12 protein-coding genes are annotated in these 20,114 nt (G+C 34.4%); 11 read left to right on the top strand and 1 reads right to left on the bottom strand.

What is annotated here, in order from left to right:
* Nucleotides 1-357: 357 nt before the first annotated feature.
* The 6 genes from TERY_RS11205 to TERY_RS25195 all read left to right on the top strand — a co-directional run bounded on the left by TERY_RS11205 (nucleotide 358) and on the right by TERY_RS25195 (nucleotide 11,501).
* The gene (locus TERY_RS11205; protein WP_011611940.1) at nucleotides 358-1,983 is read left to right on the top strand and encodes a cation:proton antiporter; all 1,626 of its coding nucleotides are present in this window, start codon (nucleotides 358-360) and stop codon (nucleotides 1,981-1,983) included.
* Between the two features lie 422 nt (nucleotides 1,984-2,405).
* Nucleotides 2,406-3,812 carry a magnesium transporter gene (mgtE, locus tag TERY_RS11200; RefSeq protein WP_011611939.1) on the top strand — a complete coding sequence of 469 codons (1,407 nt, stop codon included), beginning with the start codon at nucleotides 2,406-2,408 and terminating at the stop codon, nucleotides 3,810-3,812.
* Nucleotides 3,813-4,915: 1,103 nt separating this feature from the next.
* Nucleotides 4,916-5,533, top strand: a complete 618-nt coding sequence (locus tag TERY_RS11195; protein WP_011611938.1) for a hypothetical protein — start codon at nucleotides 4,916-4,918, stop codon at nucleotides 5,531-5,533.
* 206 nt (nucleotides 5,534-5,739) lie between these two features.
* A complete protein-coding gene (locus TERY_RS11190) occupies nucleotides 5,740-6,300 on the top strand; it encodes a COP23 domain-containing protein (RefSeq protein WP_011611937.1) in 561 nt (186 codons plus the stop codon).
* Nucleotides 6,301-7,229: 929 nt separating this feature from the next.
* Nucleotides 7,230-9,179 carry a tetratricopeptide repeat protein gene (locus tag TERY_RS25200; RefSeq protein ID WP_011611936.1) on the top strand — a complete coding sequence of 650 codons (1,950 nt, stop codon included), beginning with the start codon at nucleotides 7,230-7,232 and terminating at the stop codon, nucleotides 9,177-9,179.
* A 1,023-nt stretch (nucleotides 9,180-10,202) separates the two neighbouring features.
* Nucleotides 10,203-11,501, top strand: a complete 1,299-nt coding sequence (locus tag TERY_RS25195; RefSeq protein WP_011611935.1) for a protein kinase domain-containing protein — start codon at nucleotides 10,203-10,205, stop codon at nucleotides 11,499-11,501.
* An 821-nt stretch (nucleotides 11,502-12,322) separates the two neighbouring features.
* Here the strand turns inward: TERY_RS25195 and TERY_RS11175 are convergent.
* Nucleotides 12,323-13,252 (bottom strand): Hpt domain-containing protein, encoded by a 930-nt coding sequence (locus TERY_RS11175; RefSeq protein WP_011611934.1) that lies wholly within the window; start codon nucleotides 13,250-13,252, stop codon nucleotides 12,323-12,325.
* A 1,355-nt stretch (nucleotides 13,253-14,607) separates the two neighbouring features.
* Between TERY_RS11175 and TERY_RS11170 the strand changes: the two genes are divergently transcribed.
* The 5 genes from TERY_RS11170 (at nucleotide 14,608) to smpB (ending at nucleotide 19,628) form a co-directional block, all read left to right on the top strand.
* The gene (locus TERY_RS11170) at nucleotides 14,608-15,159 is read left to right on the top strand and encodes a hypothetical protein (RefSeq protein WP_011611933.1); all 552 of its coding nucleotides are present in this window, start codon (nucleotides 14,608-14,610) and stop codon (nucleotides 15,157-15,159) included.
* A gap of 224 nt (nucleotides 15,160-15,383) precedes the next feature.
* Entirely contained in the window at nucleotides 15,384-16,625 is a 1,242-nt protein-coding gene (locus TERY_RS11165; protein ID WP_011611932.1) for a glycoside hydrolase, read from the top strand.
* 679 nt (nucleotides 16,626-17,304) lie between these two features.
* Nucleotides 17,305-17,634 (top strand): DUF3082 domain-containing protein, encoded by a 330-nt coding sequence (locus TERY_RS11160; protein ID WP_011611931.1) that lies wholly within the window; start codon nucleotides 17,305-17,307, stop codon nucleotides 17,632-17,634.
* Nucleotides 17,635-17,910: 276 nt separating this feature from the next.
* A complete protein-coding gene (locus TERY_RS11155; protein ID WP_011611930.1) occupies nucleotides 17,911-18,705 on the top strand; it encodes a hypothetical protein in 795 nt (264 codons plus the stop codon).
* A gap of 452 nt (nucleotides 18,706-19,157) precedes the next feature.
* Complete coding sequence (smpB, locus tag TERY_RS11150; protein WP_011611929.1) at nucleotides 19,158-19,628, top strand: SsrA-binding protein SmpB; 471 nt, start codon at nucleotides 19,158-19,160, stop codon at nucleotides 19,626-19,628.
* Nucleotides 19,629-20,114: the final 486 nt, after the last annotated feature.

The raw sequence follows: 20,114 nt of genomic DNA, 5'->3' as shown, positions 1-20,114 counted from the left end.
AAATAAAAATCACCTAGCACTAGCTTATATTTAGATTACAATTTTTTTTATAATCAGCTAAATTATCCTCAAAATTTATTTACAAATAGCTCTAATTTATATTCATTTTTAATGTTTAAATATTGGTATTTTCACCAAAAATAATCTTTTTAAACTAATACCAGGCCAGAAAAAAATGTTTTTTTTAAAAATATAAATTGTGAAATTTATGAGCAAAATTACCTTGAAGTAAAAAACAAAAACAATATTTTTTAGGTTATTTTTACCTGATAAAAAAACAACAAAAAACTTAAAATTGTTAGTTTTAACAATAGCTTATTCCAACCTATTATTAGATTAATTATTAATTCTTAAACTATGCTAGAAAGTATTATTTGGATATTATTAACTGGCTTTTTTGTCGGTGAAATTGCCTTGAGGTTAAAAGCACCACCCCTAATAGGAATGCTATTAGTGGGAATATTATTAGGTCCTCAAATTAGCAATACTATCGACTCTAGCATTTTGGAAGCTGCCGACTCTCTGCGCACCTTTGCTGTAACAATAATTTTAATGAAAGCAGGCTTAGGTCTAGACAGAGAAAAATTAGCACAACAAGGTAGTGTAGCACTGCGCCTAGGTTTTCTCCCAGCAACCTGTGAAGCTATTGTTATTGCCCTAGCCGCTATGTGGTTACTTAATTTTGACTTTGCTACCGGGTTGTTATTAGGCTGTATCATCGGTGCCGAGTCTCCTGCAGTTATTGTTCCTGGAATGTTGCGGCTCAAAAGTTTGGGTTGGGGCGTGACTAAAGGTATTCCTGATGCAATTTTAACTGGTAGTGCTTTGTCAGATGTTTTGCTGTTGTTAATTTTTAGTTTACTACTGGCATTTTTATCCCAGGGAACAACTATTGGCATAACTTTACCTGGTGGCATCACTATAAACTTATTACAAATATTACCCTTTCAGGTTACTCTGCAAATAATTTTGGGAGCGATCGCTGGGTTGCTGATGGCGCAAATATTAGTATTATTATTAGTCAAACAAAATTGGACTCAAAATTCTACCCAAGATACTTTAGTTGCTGGAAGCCTGACCCTCTTATTAGTAGTCTTAGCAGAAAAATTCCCCATATTCTCTGGTTATTTGGCAGTCATGGCAACAGGATTTTTTGTGCTCGAATTTGATCCTCCCCTGGGGCGACGCTTAAGAAATGGTTTTGAGACCTTGTGGACGATAGCGCAAATAATTTTGTTTGTTTTGCTCGGTGCTAGTATCCCCTTGCAAGTCCTAGAAAATGTCTTCTTAGTGGGGTTATTAATTTTAGCTCTGGGTACTTTTGTCGGGCGGATGTTTGGTTGGTATCTCTCGACCTTGGGCAGTAATTGGAATTTGCAAGAACGTCTATTTTTACTACCTGGAAATTCTGCAAAAGCAACTGTGCAGGCTGCTATTGGTGCTATTCCTCTAGCGGTAGGCATTGAGGGAGGAGAAACAATTTTAGCGATCGCCGCCCTTTCCATATTAGTCACAGCACCTTTGGGAGCTTGGGCAATACCTGCCTTAGCACCAAAACTGTTAGAAAAAGGAGAAGTCGATCCGACAAAAGTAGCGATCGCTCGTCCTATTATATTATTAGCCGCCGTTGATACCTCACCTCTTGCCGTTGATGTGTTATTAAAAGCTGCAGAACTGGCGAGGCGTTGTGACGGGGAAATTGTAGTCTTGCACGTTCTTCAATTTGAATACCGCAACAGTATTGAGCAACTGCGACAGCAAACTAGGCAACTTTTGGCAGATATTCGGCATCAGTTTATAACTGTTGCGGGTGATGCTTCAGAAGAAATAATTTTTATAGCGCAAGAGTATGGAGCAGCAGAAATTGTCATAGGAAAAAAGGGGGATCGTTTATGGGACAATGTGTTAGTTGGGTCAGTTTCTCAAGCAGTTTTAGAAAAGAGTTTAATTCCTGTAGTGGTAGTTGAAAAAATAAAAACATAGTTGTATATAGAAACAAAAAATAAGTCATTTTCAGAATGGAATAGTTAAGCATAAATTGTTTAATTACTTGTGATGATGAAATAATTAAGATATGATGAGCTCGGTTTATTGGGCTCAAGAAACAAATAATTAATATAGCCCACATCTATAATGTCAGGGAGAGTAAAATTTTCTATTAAAAGCATATATAATTAATTCTGCATAACTTATTATTTTTTTTTCTTTTAGCAGGAGTTAATATCTTTTTATACCTAATTTATTGGGAGTCCTTCACTCCCTACCTCAAGAAAACATAGAAAAGTTTTTGCAAAATGGTACAAACCACACCCTAAAAACTAGGACTTTATTGACTCTAAGGGAAAAAAAAATTTCCCTTAGCTTCTAAACTGAACTCAGGAACATATCTCATAGGAGGGCTAACTTTGATTGAAAAGAATAAATATTCACCCCCTTCCATAACCACTATTTCTCGTCAAGAACTACGGGAATTAGTTCGATCGCAGCTTCAAACTCTACTAGAACAAGATAATTTGTCTGGAGCCAAAGCTCTTTTAGTACCAGTACAACCAGCCGATATTGCTGAAGCGATCGAAGGTTTACCAGAAACTATGCAAGTCATTGCTTTTCGGTTACTGCCTAAAGTAGAAGCGATCGAAGTTTATGAACAACTAGGCTCTACTGTACAACAGTCTTTATGTGAAAAGTTTAAGCGCCAAGAAGTCATAGATATTGTTGATAAAATGTCCCCTGATGATCGTGTCAAACTCTTTGAAGAACTTCCAGCAGCTGTTGTCCGACGTTTATTAGGTCAACTCAGTCCTACTGAACGCCAAGCTACCGCCCAACTCCTGGGTTATGACTCCGGAACAGCAGGGCGGATAATGACTCCAGAATACATCTCCCTTAAAGAAGAATATACCGTTGCCGAAAGTTTAGAACGTATTCGTTCACTAGCTAATGTTACCGAGACAGTTTATTCTCTATATGTCACTGACACTAACCGTTATCTTACAGGTATTTTATCACTTCGAGACTTAGTTACCTCTCAGCTCAACCAAACTATTGGGGAAATAATGAGTCGTGACTTTGTCTCGGTGCAAACTGGTACTGACCAAGAAGAAGTTGTCCGTGTTATTCAGCGTTATGATTTTTTAGCAATACCAGTAGTTGACAGTGAACAAAGACTTGTGGGCATTATTACCGTTGATGATGTTCTTGATATTTTGGAACAGGAAACTACTGAAGATATTTATGCTTTAGGTGGGGTGCAGTCTGATGGTGATAATTATTTCCAGGTGAATTTATTTACTGTTGCTCGTAGAAGGGTAGTTTGGTTATTTGTTTTACTACTGACAAATAGTGTTACAGGTGGAATTATTACAGCACAAGAAGATATTCTGAAAAAGGTAGTTACTTTGGCAGCATTTATTCCATTATTAACTGGTACTGGTGGAAATGTGGGGGCGCAGTCTTCAACTGTTGTCATTCGGGGTATGAATACTGATGAAATCTGGAAAATTGGAATTCTGAAAGTCATTATCCGTGAAGCTTGTGCTGGTGCCATGCTTGGAAGTATTCTCGGTTTATTGGCAACAGCTTGGGCATACTTATTTATTGTTAATGGAAATTTAGAAGTCTCAGTGACCGTAGGAATAAGTTTAGTCGCTATCTCAACTTTGGCTTCTATTGCTGGCTCTGCTTTGCCATTTTTGTTTCGCTCATTTGGGTTAGACCCAGCATTAATGTCAGCACCTTTTATTACAACTGCTGTGGATGTTCTCGGTGTTTTAATTTATTTCAACTTGGCACGAATGATTCTACAAATATGAAAAAAACCTCAAGGTGGGTTATGATTTATGATCATAAGTACTCACCTTTTATTATTCATAGATAGTAGCTTTTGTCTAATTTTATATCCTGAAAATCTGTCATTATAAGCTCTAATGATACTGCTGTTATTTATTATTTTGATCCGGCTCAAAAATAAAAAAAATCATGTACACAAGTTACTGATATTTCCAGATAACTATTTATGAAGGCTGAAGACAATTATAAACTTTAATCTCTGAGAATAATACCATTTCTCAAAAACTTTTCAACCCTGATATTGAGTAGGAGGTATAGGTCTAACTGCCACCCTCGAGAAGTACGGATGCTGCATACAATGTCTGTATATGCAACGTCCGTACAATATTATTAAATTAATATGAATAAGAACATTAATTATAAAAAAGGTTATTCTACCTATGTTAGTTACTTAATAATTTAAATGTTACTTCAGTCTAGCGTTTATACATGGGAGTTAATATAACCTAACTGGAGTAAAAAATCTATGAGCACTTGTACAAATTACAGAGATTTATTGACTCATAATTTTTTTACACAAACATGTATAGTACTTATCAGGTTAGTTAGAATATTCTTGCTATTTTAAAATTTAATTACGGTGATAATTTAGCTTCTGATACTAATTTTAAAAGTGGCTAATAGAGAAGGTTTTATGCCTGATTTTAATAATTTACAGCTACTTATTGATATCATTATTTTTTTTAAAGTGTTATAATATAATATCTTTTAGTATTGTTTGTGTTTATATATATAATCAAGTCACATCATAATTTATGTGGTTAGGTAAGTTAAAAACTTTTTGATAAATGGTATTAGAGCTATTCTTTTTTAGCTACTTTTATTAGGATACACTACTGTCAAGTATATTTTTTTATCGGTGGTATGATTTTTAACTTCAGCTATATAGCTTGTAGTTTTTCAACCACTTCTAACGTTATAAGCGATCGCTGTCTATAAACAACTTGTCCAATAAATAAGGTTTTAAGCTTCCGGCTTCACGGTGGTATTGTTTCCTTAAATAACATGAATAATCTAGTTCTTCCTCAGGGGAATAACTAATAACTAATAACTAATAACTAAAAATATGTTGCACCGCCTTCGCTTTTTAGAAATAGCTGAATATGTTTTTATTTTTGCCTCTGCTGTTGGAATTTTTGTTAATTATTTTTGGCAAAAACCAATTGTTTATCCATTAGGTTTGGTCTTAATTTCTTTATTAATTAATCTTGTGAATAGACGAAATTTAGGAGCGCAAATTAAAGCAATTAAATTTGAGACAACTGGGAAAATAGACAAATATCAAGATTCAATTTCTGAAATAATTTCTGAGTTACAAAATAATATAAAATCTTTGAAGTCTACAACTGAAGTATTAGAAATTCATCAGGTAGAAGAAAAAATTCAACCTTTGCTGGAAACTCTTAAAACTTTGTCGAATCGATTAGATATTCAGGAGAAAACTATAAAACTATTGCAAGCAGAATTAAATTTATTTTCTCAGCAGTTTAACCAGCGGCCGGAACTGAAACAAATTAATGATTTAGCAAGTGTAATTGTTGATTTACAACAGTTTATTAATAAGTTGCCAGAATGGAGTAGTTTAAGAGAACAAAGTTTTCAAAAGTTGGAGGAAAAAGTTAATCAGGCTTTGCTAAAACTTGAGAAAAATATTGCAGCAGAAAAAAGGAAAACTGATAATTAACAAGTTCATAAGTTGTTTTTTTACATTCAGCAAAAATTAAATTATCCTACAAAAACCCACTTTTTTTTTACCTGAAAGTTTCTATTTGTTGATACCAACTTTAAAGGCAGAATACTACAAAAAATTTAAAGCTATATTCCAAATAGCAACTCAAGGAAAAATTTGACTATAATTACTATATCTTTGTTGGTAAAGGAGTGCTATGTATGAATTTTAAATTTGTCCAACGATGGGCAACTATTAGTTGTTTTAGTTTGGCTGTAATTTTTGGTCTAACTCACCATAGTCGGGCTCAACAAAATGGTGGCTTGGCTAGTTTCTACTGTGGTACTGATAATGGTAAGTCTGCTACTATTGCAGACCATCCCATTCGGGGGAAAATAACTCTCATTATTTGGGAAAGTAATTATTTCATTAATGCTGGATATGATCCCCAGAAGCGTTGCCGTATAATTTCTAATAGATTTAATCGTTTTCAAAGTATAGGAAGTTTGAGGAAAATTGTTCCTAGTCGTACAAATAACTTACCTGTATTATGTGCTCTTTCTAGTCTAGATGGCTATACTGGTAGCTGTCCTAATACTAATGTTTTGATGACTCTTAAACCTGGTGATAATGCTCAAGAAATGGTTAATCAAATGGGTGAATTAAATCTCAAAGATTCTGTTGAGCCTCTGAGACATTCAGCTACTATTTTTGAACAATATGGGGATATTAAGGTTCTTGATATTAATTCAATGTTGCGGTATTCTTCACCTACTAAATAATTTCTGGCAACTTACCTAATTTAATGGTATTTTTCTGCTCTCCCTAAGTCTTTATCTGAAAGGGGGACTTTTTTTTGATTCTCCTTTTTTTTATCCCAACTTTAAGGTAGGGTGGGCTCAAAAAGGATTTTTCAGGACTAGGGGAAGGGGGTCCGTAGGGAGGTTCCATACAAAGGACTGTGGGTAGGGAGGTTGCATATAATCTCTCTACATCAGGAATAGGGAGATGATAGAGGACTAGCCTCCTTTTGGTTATGGGCCTTGACGGAGGTTTCAGTTAGGCTATGCTCTGAGGTCAGTTATCTGGAGAGCAGTTACTTGGTGGCCTGGTTTTCTACTACAAACTATTCTGTTTGTGGGGTTTTACCATAATCTATATACAGGGTGTTTCAGGTTTATGAGGTAGGCCTACGGGGGCTAGATGTCTACGGGGGCCAGATGCCTACACTGGATGATTTTTACGATTTACTTTGTAGGTCGTTTGCGGGAAATTAGCTGTAATTTGATGGGTATAATTGGATCGATATATATAAACTAATGGTGAAGAAATATTAGTAAATCAAGAATGGTTAACTAAGTCTATTATTGTGGGAGTTGCTGTTATAATATGGCTAAAATTTAAAAGATAGTAAGTATTCAGCTATTGGCTATCGGCTATCGGCTATGAGTTATTAACTGGTTACGTGGGAAGGAGGAGTTTATCTCAAAGGATAGTTAAAAAGTTATGTTGGTAAAGCTCGGTTTGTGTAGCATTCTGTATGTTAGGAAAGGAAGGGAAAAGAGGGGAAAAGAAAGGAAGGGAATTTGGTCATTAGGTAACTTTAGTAGTTACTTGCATAGGTTTAAAACCTGAGAGGTAAATGCTAATAGCTGAATGGTGAGAAAATATTAAAGTAATTTCTAAATATTTAAGGAAGAAAATAACTATAATGAAACATATTACTAAACTAACTGTTGGGTTAATTACTATTGCTCTGGTCAGCTGCAATAAATATGAATCACAAATAAGTACAGATGTTTCTACTAAAATTTCTAGACCTGATCCAATTATTACTCCTAGACAAGACAATGCTCCTTTCAACCAAATTTATATATATAGATTAGCTGAAAATATTACTGTAGAAGTTGTTGCTCGTAGTACTGTTTCTGGAGGTGACCCTTTTAGCTCGTCAGGTTCGGGGGTTATTATTGGTAAACAAGGTTCTACTTATTATGTGCTCACTGCCAAGCATATTTTTCAGTACCAAGATGACTATCGGGTAGTTGTTCGCAGTAAAAAACCGGGGGAGGATGCGGAAATTCTGAAGCTAGAAATTATCTACCGTTATCCAGATGCAGATTTGGCTGTGTTTAAGTTTGCTAGTGTGAAGCAATATAAGGTGGCTGAAGTAGGGGAAGCGAGTCAGTTAAGGAAAAATAGTGAAGTTTATGTGGGGGGTTGGCCTGGGGCTGAGAATAGGGAAGGTTTTCAGTTCACTCCGGCGAAGGTGACTAACCCACGGGCAGGAGATCTTTTAAATTATGAGCCTACTGTACCTGGTGAGGGTGTATATCCTGGTATGAGTGGGGGGGCGGTTTTGAATAAGGCGGGGCAGTTGATGGGTATTCATGTGGGGTTGACAAAGGCTGGAGATGGGGAGGGGGTTTTGGTTTCGACTTTTTTGCGGGATATACCACAGCAGGTGAGCAGGGTTTTGGTGAGGTCAACTTCTGCTGCTTTGCCTTCTCCGATACCTTCCCCTAAAAATCGGGCTGTTGGAAATACTGATAATGTTACTCCATCTCAAATTCAGAATGCCGAAAGTTACTATGAACAAGGAGATAAACACCATGATAGGGAAGAATTTGAACAGGCGCTCGCTGACTATAACCAAGCCATTCAACTTAATCCCAAATATGCTGATGCTTACAACAACAGGGGTATTGTTTACCGTAAGCAGGGAAAATATGATTTGGCGCTCGCTGACTTAAACCAAGCCATTCAACTTAATCCCAAATATGCTGATGCTTACAAAAACAGGGGTAATGTTTACTATAACCAGGGAAAATATGATTTGGCGCTCGCTGACTATAACCAAGCCATTCAACTTAATCCCAAATATGCTGAAGCTTACAACAACAGGGGTTTGGTTTACGATGACCAAGGAAAATATGATTTGGCGATCGCTGAGTTTAACCAAGCCATTCAACTTAATCCCAAATATGCTTATGCTTACAACAACAGGGGTGTGGTTTACGATGACCAGGGAAAATATGATTTGGCGCTCGCTGACTATAACCAAGCCATTCAACTTAATCCCAAATATGCTGAGGCTTACAACAACAGGGGTGGTGTTTACCTTGAGCAGGGAAAATATGATTTGGCGATCGCTGACTATAACCAAGCCATTCAACTTAATCCCAAATTGGCTGAAGCTTACAACAACAGGGGTGCGGTTTACCGTAAGCAGGGAAAATATGATTTGGCGCTCGCTGACTATAACGAATCCATCAGACTAAATAACCCTCAGCTTTGGCTGCCTTACAACAACAGGGGTTTGGTTTACAATGACCAGAGAAAATATGATTTGGCGCTCGCTGACTATAGCCAAGCCATTCAACTTAATCCCAAAGATGCTTATGCTTACTACAACAGGGGTAATGTTTACGATGACCAGGGAAAATATGACTTGGCGATCGCTGACTATAGCCAAGCCATTCAACTTAATCCCAAATATGCTAATGCTTACTACACCAGGGGTCTGACTAACAAGGATCAAAGAAATATGGAAAAAGCTATATCAGACTTTGAAAAAGCTGCCGACTTATACAAACAACAAGGAAATCAAACATGGTATCAAAACTCTCTAGATCAACTCAAAGAATTACGAGGATCTTAATGAAATCATATCTAAATAATGAGTTGTTTTCTATTGGTTGATATAACTAGAAGATCATATCCCTTAATAACCTAACCTGTCGACTAACCCGAAACTATTGGCAATTTAAATCAGGCTCTCAGGACTAAAGCCTGATACCAAGTTCATCAACTTAGGCGACACTACTGACTATTAACAGCAAACCTCAAATAATTTCCTCAAACCAATGTATTCTCAAAGCTTTCAAATCTTAAAATCTTACTTTTAACTTCCCTCCTTGGGTTCAAGGGAGTAGTTGAATGCATGAGTGCATAACTTCCGTAAAACAGTATTACTAACCTAACCCGGTCACAGTCAAACTGAAATCAAGAAAAACATTAGGCTTGAGGTTTTTCATAGCCAAACAGTATTCTGTATATGGGTACTAACAGCCTGATATATTATCTGGGAATGCTGAAAAATCAATACCTTCAAAACTTACCCAGTGCTACTATATATAATTAAAAAAAATGTCATTTTTCCGATAACGCCCCTATCATTAGTCTCCTTGCCTAAGTCCTAACTAGACTTTTTTGACAATGCCAAACAACTAAATAAATAAAAGCACCAATGAACCTTAGTAGAAATTCAACCCTACCACCTGCCGCCTGAAACCTGAGACCTGCCGCCTACATTAAATAAATAAAAGCACCAATGAACCTTAGTAGAAATTCAACCCTACCACCTGCGGCCTGAAACCTGAGACCTGCCGCCTACATTAAATAAATAAAAGCACCAATGAACCTTAGTAGAAATTCAACCCTACCACCTGCCACCTGAAACCAGACACCTGCCACATAATAGGTTATTAGGCCTCTCCTCACCCCTAGAAATTATTACCAGCTATTATATAAACCAACACTTACGCAAAACATGAAAATATAGTACGATCTCTATGGAGTAACTAACCCCCCTTAACCCTTACTAGATATAGTAGTTCTGCGTCAGCTGTAAATATCCCATTCCCAAAAGCGATCGCTCTCTAAGCACCAACCCCAAAGACCAATGACCAAAAACCAACTTCTAGACAACCGATACCAAATTATTAACAAATTACACGAGACCAACTTAAGCATAACATTCCAGGGAAAAGACACCAAAAACTTTAACCGTCTATGTTTAATCAAACAACTTAAAAGCTCCTACAACCCCCAATTAAAAAAACAATTAGAACAAAGATTTCAACAAGAAGCAAAAATTTTAGAAAGACTAGGAAACCACCCACAAATTCCAGACTTATACAGCTATTTTTCAGAAAATAATCAATTTTATTTAATTCAAGAATGGATAGCAGGAGGTAACCTCCAAGAAAGGCTTGAAAAACAAGGCAAACTGACAGAATCAGAAGTGAAAGATATACTAATAAAAATATTGCCAGTACTCGAATTTCTGCAAAAAAATCAAATAATTCACCGAGATATTAAACCCAGTAATATCATGGTCAACAGAGAAAAATTACCCATATTAATAGACTTCGGTATAGTCAAAGAAATTTACACCATAGTTAACCAAAAGACACCTTATACCGTCCTCGGTATTGGAACTCCAGGGTTTATTTCTCCCGAACAAAAAAAAGGTCAACCCACCCATGCTAGTGATATATATAGTTTAGGGCTAACAGCAATTTATCTCCTCAGCAACCAACTACCCATAGATCCATTTTCCTGGCGCAAAGACGTACCGAATATTAACTCAGAATTTAGCAATATTTTAAGTAGAGCCATAGAAGAAAATTTGAGCGATCGCTACAATACAGCCACAGAAATGTTAACCGAACTAAATAAACCTCAGTCTCTAATACCAACCAGAGTATTACAAAATCCAGCTCCAGCACCCAGTTCAAAAATGCAAAATAGCAAATTATTAATAATACAAATATCCCTAACTTTTATTGCTATTATTGTGACTATTCTTAGCCAAGCAACAAATATTTTTATAAACCTGAACAAAAGCAAAGAGCTATACAAAAAAATAGATATTGAAAATATAGAAATTATAGCCAAGAAAAGCTTAAATTTAACTATTAAAAAAGCAAAATTAGCCATTAACAAAGCCAAAACATCCCAGAAAAAAGCAGAATTAGAAATTGCCAGAGACGAACTACAAATAGCAATTAAAGAACTAGAAAATATTCCCGAGAACCAAAGTATTGAAAATCAAATTCAAACTAAAAAAACAGAATATCTGAAAATAATCAATCAAATAAACCAGGCCCTAAAAAAACGACCATGTTATGAATTATTATTTCAAATAGATAGCTGCCAAGAATACCCAATAAAATTAGACCTCCCTTTATCCCCTTAAAAAGCGAGGAGCCTACAAAAAAGTCTCCAAAGTCCCCCCTTTTTTGAGCCATCAGTGATCAGGAATTTTTCAAACCATTTTCTAAGATAGAAATAGGGACCCACTTCTAGCCTGGACCAGGAAGACCAGGGGGGAGAGTAGCGATCGCAGAATTACACCCACCAGAAAAAAACATATTTTTCAAGATATTTACTATTCCGAAATATCCTATTTATAGTCAGCACTCCCACCTTAGCAGTCAGCTCAAAGACTTTTGCTTGGTTATGCTGGGCAAAAAGATAAAGTAAAGCTTATCATCCTTTTCGTGTCCGAATTTAAATTTTTTTTGGGGGCTAATTTCCTGCTGATAGCTGATAGCTGATAGCTGAATGCTTACCTTTTATAACCTTTCTATTTTTTCAAATTTTATCCTCACAAAGATATTGATCACCCATAGTTTAAAAAATAGTAGAGCCAAAACAAGGGATCACTTTTTTAGGATAGTTTCGGTGATTCATCAATAGATGATATCAAACAGGAAATTATATAAATTAAATTAGCTTTAATTAAATTATAAACTATATCATAAATCAGCTTCAATTATCTAAAATTGTCTGAACTTATATAATTTTTTTATTGATATGAAAAAAACTAGTAGAAAACCCTGAAGCTTGTTATTCTGATATTTTTATTCAAAAATAATGCTATACTTAAAAAATTTTCAAAATCACTAAAAAAATCTTAGAAGTTATTTAATAAAAAAACTACATTAATAAATAGTATGTAAAATATAAAATTTAAGACTAGCAAAGTTTTTGATAGTTAATATAACTATTTCTGAATTAACGATTTCTAGACGACTTTATATGCTTGATTAATAACTTAGCGATCGCTTCCTTTTGCCGAGAATCAAAATTATTAATAATTAGTTTTACCATTTCTTTCGGTTCTTTTGGTAAACTTACCTTTGTATTTTCACAAGTTCTTGCTTTGGGAGAAATTGCAATTTCTTTTAAATCTTTACTTAGTACTATTTCCTTCACCTTTCCTACTTGGATAAACTCACCAGCTTGATTAAGTTCCCTAATAATAACAGGTGCTAAAACGTGATAAGACAACTTAGAATTAGCCAAAGCTTTTTGAGAAGTAGTAACTAAAACCTGCCAAGCTTTTGTATTTGTATCCAACTTCAACAAACCATTACAACTTTCTATTAATTGTTTCCTTGAAGATGGAGAATCAGCCTTTTTAAAAAGCTCCAACATTTCCTTTAATTGCTCTTTTACCTGTTGATCAAAACTAGTTTTTTCTTTCTTATTGCTAGTAGTCGTAGATTGATTAGTAGTTTCAGTACTAGCTAAAATATTCAAATTATTCTCTAACTCAGCAAAAATAGGTAAAGCATTTTGTACTATTTTTTCTCCCTCTTCTTCCCTCAAGCCGTAAGGACCTTGCATAAGCTCTACTAAATATTTGAGAAGATCATATCCTTTTAAAAATTGAGACTCTATCGTTTGGTTAACATTAATAGAATTTTCTCGAATTATTTTGAAACAGTCTTCTAAACGATGAGCTATCTGTTTTACACTGTGTATTCCCAACATAGCAGCTCCACCTTTGACAGAGTGAGCCGCTCTAAACATATCATTAATAACTTCAACATCTGATATTGTAGACTTCAAATCTACCAAACCATTTTCTAAAGTTACTAAATGTTCTTCTGCTTCTGTTATGAACAATTGTTTAATCCTTTCCTCTTGTTCTGACGCCATAATATTTCTCCTATAGGTATTGGTTTACAGATAGTGACTTTTAAAATTAAACTCTTAATAGTAAAAAGAGCTAACCAAAAAGATCACCATCCACAGAACTACCTTCCTATATCAGTATCTGCAGTACCCTTAGCTAAATTTTAGTTATTAGTTATCAGTAGCTCCAGCTCAAATTATAGATGAAGTAAGGTGTTAATTGTAAAACTCCATTCACTCAAGTTACTTTTACGATCTGTCTTTTCCAGTTAATATAACTATAGCTAAAGGCATTTTACTAACTTAATTTACCATTTCGTATTTCAATAGTTTACTTCAGGAAATTTTAAGTGAGTTTGGTTCAGTCCATAGAAAGTCCCGAAACCATCTCTTAACTATTAAGGCGACAATGCAAAACCAGAATACTTTTGTCAACTTCTGGCCTTGACTGAGGTCTTTTAGATTCCTATTTATAACATTCAAACTTGGCCACTGTTTTATGACTATATAGAGAACCTGAAAGTCAAGAAATTAAACAAGAATCAGAAAAATTGTTAACAGAAACATAAGTATTTAGCAATGTTATTAATCTCAAAAATTTTTTTGAGAAAACGGTGAGCGAAAAAAAATAGTTAACAATTTACAGAGGAAGTGTTTTTATCTATCTGTTATTGCGATCGCTCTATAACATTAGAACATAATTTCGGGGAAATGATGTACGGCTGTATTTAGTAAAAGCAATATAGTGCAAGCATCTTCTCCGCGCCAGCATCTTGCCCCCGTAGGCGTAGCTCATAAACCTAAAATATGCCTATATCTCCTTGAATACCTAATATGGAAAAATTTTAGGGGATTAAAAGTTAGGAAAAAGTTAGCAACTGATGTGATCAAAGTATTTTTCTTATAGCTAATTAATGAGGCTTATATTTTGCCAAGTAATTTTCAGCATATAAATAATAATTTTATTACTAATCATTATTCTCTTCAACTATGTACTTTATAACCCTAAATTTTCAATAAATTTAGCTTACAGTAAGTACCCACAAAAAATCATTGACCAAAATTATTGATAAAGTGGAATGTTTATATAAAGATTAGATTTTAGTTTTTCAACTGTGTAATTGACTTAGTTTACCCACTGAGAAATTTTTCGTCGTTCGCTCTTGCAAAATCACTGTTAGTAGTTTTTGACTTATTTTCTTAATATTTTAGGAATTTAATAATGCACAGTCACATCATAACAAACAAAGCATTCTATAAAAATTTATTTTTTAATTTTGTGATGACTATCCCCTTAATTTCAATGGATTGAGTATAATAAGGTGTAATAGACCTCAGGGGTTTAACCACTTAGTTAATAATTTAATAAAGAAAGCTTAATGTTACACAGTAATACAATAGAGAATATTAATCCTCTGACCGATAACTTCAGCGTCAAAAATAAAGATAAATTTGCAAGTACTAATGAATATAAACAGATTAAATCAGACTCAAATGTGCCTAGTTATATTCACCTTAACCTAGACAATTTAAAATGCTTTGAACAAGTAGATAATCAATTTCAAAATTGGGGCATAACTTTCTCTAATGCAATCATTATCGAACCATCTAACCCAGCTTTTGCAGTTCCTGAAGGTGTAAAAGTTCTAATAGGAGGGCCGAAAAATGGCAGAATAGAAATGTACTTTAGATCTCCAGCCAAGTTTGTTAGCGCATTGACAAGAAATTCCCACCGAACTATTGTGTCAGCTTATAATCAAAATGAAGAACTCTTAGCTAAAGACGAAATTCCTACTTCAAGCTTACTTAACTCTAATTCAATGATTTCTCCTAAAACTCAACTAACCGTAAATGCTGAAAAGATTTACAAAGTAGTTTTTTATGCTTTTGATGGTCAATTCATAATTATAGACTTGAGCGTTGGTTTTTAAAGAATCAGCATTCACCAATTAAGAGCCATAATAGTTGGAGAAAATTCAATTATTTAATATATTAGTATCTTTAATAAAGACCTAAATGGTTCATTATTTTTAAAGCATCCAGAGTTAATTATTTTTAAAGCACCCGGGAATTTAACTAAAAATCTATGTTGACTTTCTGTGGTATAAAGAATAAATAAATTAAATTAGTACTCTTATACCAAAAAGCTCCCAAAATGTTTAATAATTCCCAAGTTATATTTGTCCCCTGGTTACATTTTCACCAACCTCCAGTTTGGAATAATGGAAAATTACAGGGTAACTTGGAAAAAATGCTCAATAGCGAAGCTAACTCAGAAGAACATTGGAATGCTCAATGGTTTGCCCAAGCATATAAAAATCCAGCTCGTTATGCTCAACAACTCACATTAGAAGGTCATCAACCCCGAATGATGGTAGATTATTCTGGGGTATTACTTGAAGAGATGGCAAAACTTTCTAAAAACGGCATTTTTTCCAATATTTATGTTGACGGCAAATGCATAGGAGATGTCATCAGTCTCTGGCAAGAAGTTCTCACTGAATATTCAGATACCATAGAATTTACTGGTAGTGCATATAGTCATTGTTATTTTCCCGCTACTCCTGAACGAGACCATGAAGCTCAAATTATGCAATGGCGAAAAGTATTTGCAGATTTATTTGGTGAAAAAGCACTATCAAGAGTTAGAGGGTTTTGGCCACCGGAGATGGGAGTAAGTGGCAACCCTGCTGAAGCCTTGAGATTTGTGCGTTTGTTGAAAAAGTGCGGTTATGAGTGGATTATTTTACCCAATGCAGCATTAGAACATCCTCAAGGTTGGAGTACCCCAGAGTTAGAAAACCGGGTGCATTGGTTGGTAGTAGAATCATGTGGTGAGTCAGAACGTATTCTATGTGTGGTAAGAGATACCGATATGGGGATTCGACAACAAAGCGGTCACAATGCTGAGGGTTGTATTGATGATCTGCGATATCGTAGTCGAGTAGTGGGGATGAAACCTCCTGGTTTGGTCGTGCCAACTTCTGATGGGGAGAATGGCAATGTAATGATGTTTGAATATTTTAAGAACTCTTTTGCACCTCTGTTTCGGGAGCGTCATCGCTGGTTGGATGTAGGTTTTATGACCGTGAGTGAATATATTGATACTTATTTATCACCAGGGGAAATAACAGAAGTTAGACTGAAGTCAACAGGGGGCTCATGGATAGGAGGTCATCAGCAATGGCAAGAAGGAGATTTACGACAACAGGTATTGGCTGCAGTTGAACAGCTGAGTCAAGATTATGCAAAGGTTGTAGAGTCGGGCAAGGGTTCTGTTCAAAAAAGTAAAGCGTTATTGTTGTGTGAAACCAGTTGTTTTGTTTATTGGGGTTCTGATTTTTGGGCCCAACAAGCAAAGTTATTTATTGATAGAGCAAGAAATATATTACTATAGATCAAAATCTACAAAAAAAAATTCCTTGGGAAATGGTATGGCCTCAAAAAAAATAATGCAAAAAGTATTATTTTTATTCAAAATTTTCCGGGATTATGGTTAGATATAACAGCTTTATTTACAGGCAATTTATTTAAGTATTAGCTATTTTTAAGGAGTGATTAAATTATTCATAACATCAAAACTTTGTCAAAAAAATTACTGCCAAATCTAATTCATCGTCAATTTTATCAACTTTTCTTTCTAATTTAATTATTCAAAAAGAAAAGTCTGTATTTCTCACCTCCCTATTATATGAAATAGGGTTAAATAATTATTACAGCGGTTCGGTATAAGTATGTGAGGTACACGAATTTCATAAAAAAAACTTGCCAATATTTTTACCATTTACCCTGTACGTCATTTGATCGCTCATCTTCTGTATATAATTGTGGTCGATGGGGAAATGGGGGAAATGAATCTTGATACCAAATTCAGTACAAAAGGCTTTAAAAATCCCTAAATTCCTTACTTAGCAACGGCTGTAACTTAAAAAAAATACTCTCTTACACTTTGGGAATTTTGTATAAAGTATAGATAGAATTATGAATATACATTATATAATCGGATTCTATATTACAGGAGGTACTGATAACTGAAACTAATAACTGAAACTAATAACTAATAACTAATAACTGAAATGACAAACTCTACCCCTAAATCTAATAAAAAATCTACTCCTAAAGTTAACCCTTTACAATGTTTAGCAAGTGCTGTAATTTCTGGCAGTCTAGCAACCGTTACCTATTCCTTAATGCAATCAGTTGCTAAGACATTTGCAAGTAAACCCATTACTTCAGATAATTTTTTGGTAGTAAATCTTTCTGGTGCAGTTCGTACTTTAGTCGTAGGAGTTATTGCTCTTGTCGCCTGTATATGTGCCATAGTAACTCTAGGTTTAATTGCCTTAGCTATACAAACTATAATTCACAGGTTTACCAACAAAGAAATGCCTCCAAATGAAGGTTAGCAAAATTATTTGTAGATGGAAATACTCACTATTTTAACTTAAAAATAGTAGAGAAATACTTGTTAATTAATGACTAATATCAAAATAGTTTAGTATGGTCAAAATAATCCACTAAATTACAAAGTCCTAAAGCCCTGATAAATCAAAATTTTTGAGTTTTGAGTTTGAACTTCCGGGTCGCAACAATAGGATAATTGACCAATAAGTTTGAAAGCTGTTAAAACTCTCTCCAACTCATTATTCGTTGATTTACTTAGTCCAAAAGGTATAGAAAAAATGTCAGAAGATCAACCAAAGCAAATAAATTCAGAACAACCTCAAACAGAAGCAATTTCTCAGGAAACGACAGAAAATCCTTCTATGATATCCGAAACCCAACCTCCAGAACAACCCATTTCTGATAATGAATCAGTTGTTGCCAAACCTCGACTTTGGCAGCAAGTTTTGGGGTTAGTTCGTTCCTTATTACCACAGTCTCTAAATAAGAATCTTTCTGATAACTTTTTGAGTGTGGCTGTCACAGGTATTTTTGCCCTTATTCTGGTAGTTATTTTTGTATCAATTTCACCTAGTCAAGATATTCCCGTCGTTGCAGAGTATGAATTAAATGAAGAAACTCCCGCCCCAGAATCTCTAAGTTCTACAATAGATTCAAAAAATCCACAACTTTCGGAAACAGCATTACAAGAAGCTCTTGAATCTACAGAGCCCATTATCACCCCACCTCCAGAGTTGACTCCAGAGCAAACTTTTCTAGTGTCAATTCAAAATCAGATTGATGATTTAGCTAATCAATATGCTGGTGGAATTATTAAGTCTTTAAAATTTTATCTTTCCACTAATTTATTAATGGCTGAACTGAGCAATGATTGGTATAACATGACTCAAGAAGAACAAAATAAATTAGTCAATCAAATGTTTGAAGAAGTGCAAGATTTAGACTTTAAGAAATTGATACTAATCAACTCTCAAGGTAGAACTATAGCTCGTACTTCAGTTATTAATTCTTATATGATAATTTTAGAGCGATCGCTTTTAAAATTACCAGAGTCTTTTGATAGTAAAGAATAGTTAATTCTCAGCATTCATTGTTCAGCTTTTCCTGGATAATCGAATCCCAATCAACTTTTGAACAGAATAAACTAATAAGGTTATCTGATGACCTTTTTTTTCATACTTCTCTGTACTTTGTACTTACAAAATAATACCACCTGTGGAAAAAAATACTACTAAAAAATCCAGATGAATCAGAGGGGCTTAAAATAGCAGTTATTATTAATTATAAGATATTTAGATCTATAATTTTCCCATTTTTGAAAATATTCACTCTAACTTCAGTATTGCCAATTTTTTCTTTATTCACTCTAGCATTTGTAACAAACATTCCAGTTTTCTTGGTATAATAAGTTAAGAAATTATAGATAATAGCTGATGGTTTAACCCTTACTTTAATCTATTTTTGTAGCTAATAATTTTATAGTATAATAAAAAATTAAAGTTCAAAAAATGTTTAAAAATATGTTATGGCTAAAAAAAGTGGTGAAGGACAAAAAATAATTAGTGATAATCGCCAGGCAAGGTTTAACTATCATATTATAGAGACTTATGAAGCTGGCGTGGCATTACAAGGAACAGAAGTAAAATCAATCCGAGAAGGTAAAGTCAACCTACGGGATGGTTATGCTTTAATTCGTAATAATGAAGCATGGTTACTTAACGTTCATATTTCCCCATATCAAAAAGCAGGAGATTTTTTTAATCACGAACCCCGGCGTAGTAGAAGACTATTGTTACATAAACAAGAAATTCGAAAATTAATTGGAAAAGTAGAACAACAGGGATTAACTTTAGTACCATTGAGAATGTATTTTAAGCGTGGTTGGGTAAAAGTCGATATTGCTTTAGCACAAGGTAAAAAACTTTATGATAAGCGTGAAACTATTAAACGTAGAGATGATAAACGGGCTATGCAAAGAGCAATTAAACAATACTAGATGAACAAATTGTAGAAGAGTAAAATTAATGATTCGGCTATTGAATGATTTTTTAGTAGATTTAATTTATGGGAAAGTATATTCCTCTGTTATACCAAAGGCAAATCAAAACTATTAGTAACACTGATATGGCAACAGTCGAAGGAAAAAATATGATATGGGAGATATCCTAATAGCTCGAATACATTGTCAAACCATTTGTTATTCTATCAAGAGACTATCCAAAATGCCCATTTGGGAACAGCCAGGGTCAGGGTAAAAGAAGCTTTTCTGAAGATTTATATTAGACATCTTCAAATACTAAATTCAATTGCTAATTTACTATTTTCGGTTTTAGGATGTTCTTGCTCCAACAAAAATTTCAGGGAGCAAACTTTTGAATAAATCACAAATTTTCCGAGGGTTGTGAGCGATCGCTAGTTTGAAGTATTCCAGTACTTCAGTTAGACAAATTCAGAGATAAACTTAGCAACGCCTTAAACCAGA

It is taken from the genome of Trichodesmium erythraeum IMS101, from assembly GCF_000014265.1.
In the GTDB taxonomy this organism is placed as follows: Bacteria; Cyanobacteriota; Cyanobacteriia; order Cyanobacteriales; family Microcoleaceae; genus Trichodesmium; species Trichodesmium erythraeum.
The sequence above is the reverse complement of the archived record's forward strand: the minus strand, read 5'-3'. Positions and strand labels throughout refer to the sequence as shown.